The following is a 525-nucleotide window of genomic DNA, read 5'->3' on the forward strand; positions in this document are numbered from 1 at the left end:
TGGGCTTGGACGACGCGCAGGCTCAAGCGTTCCTTCGAGCAGCCCGTGCGGGGCGGAAGACCCGGTCCGCTGAGAGGCCCGAGTCGGCCCTCGTCCCCAATCGGGTCAACGACTTCACGGGTCGCGAAGCCGAGGTGGCGACGGTACTGCAGATCCTCCGCGCCCGGGTCGGTGCGGGCTCCGTCGCGCGATCCGTCGTCATCGCCGGGGCTCCCGGAACGGGCAAGACGACCGTCGCGTGGGAGGCACTGAGCCGGGAAGCGGATCGATGGGAGTCGATCCTGTTCCTGAACCTGGACGGGTTCGGTCCCCTCCCGCTCACCCAATTGCAGGTGTTGAGCTCGTTGCTGCGTCAGATGCCGGGATACGAGACGAAGGTTCCGTCGACGGTATCGGAAGCCGTGAAGATGTGGCGGGTCGCGACGGACCGGCACCCCGTAGGTGTGCTGCTCGACAACGCGGCGGCGGAGAATCAGGTACGCCCCGTCCTCGGGATCGATTCCCGCAACGCGATCGTCGTCACCT

1 protein-coding gene is annotated in these 525 nt (G+C 67.4%); it reads left to right on the plus strand.

What is annotated here, in order from left to right:
- Positions 1-525, plus strand: a 525-nt coding sequence (locus tag AC4FQ5_RS20155) for an ATP-binding protein (RefSeq protein ID WP_491146521.1), incomplete at both ends; no start/stop codon positions are given.

The organism is Chryseobacterium sp. DT-167 (assembly GCF_058310155.1).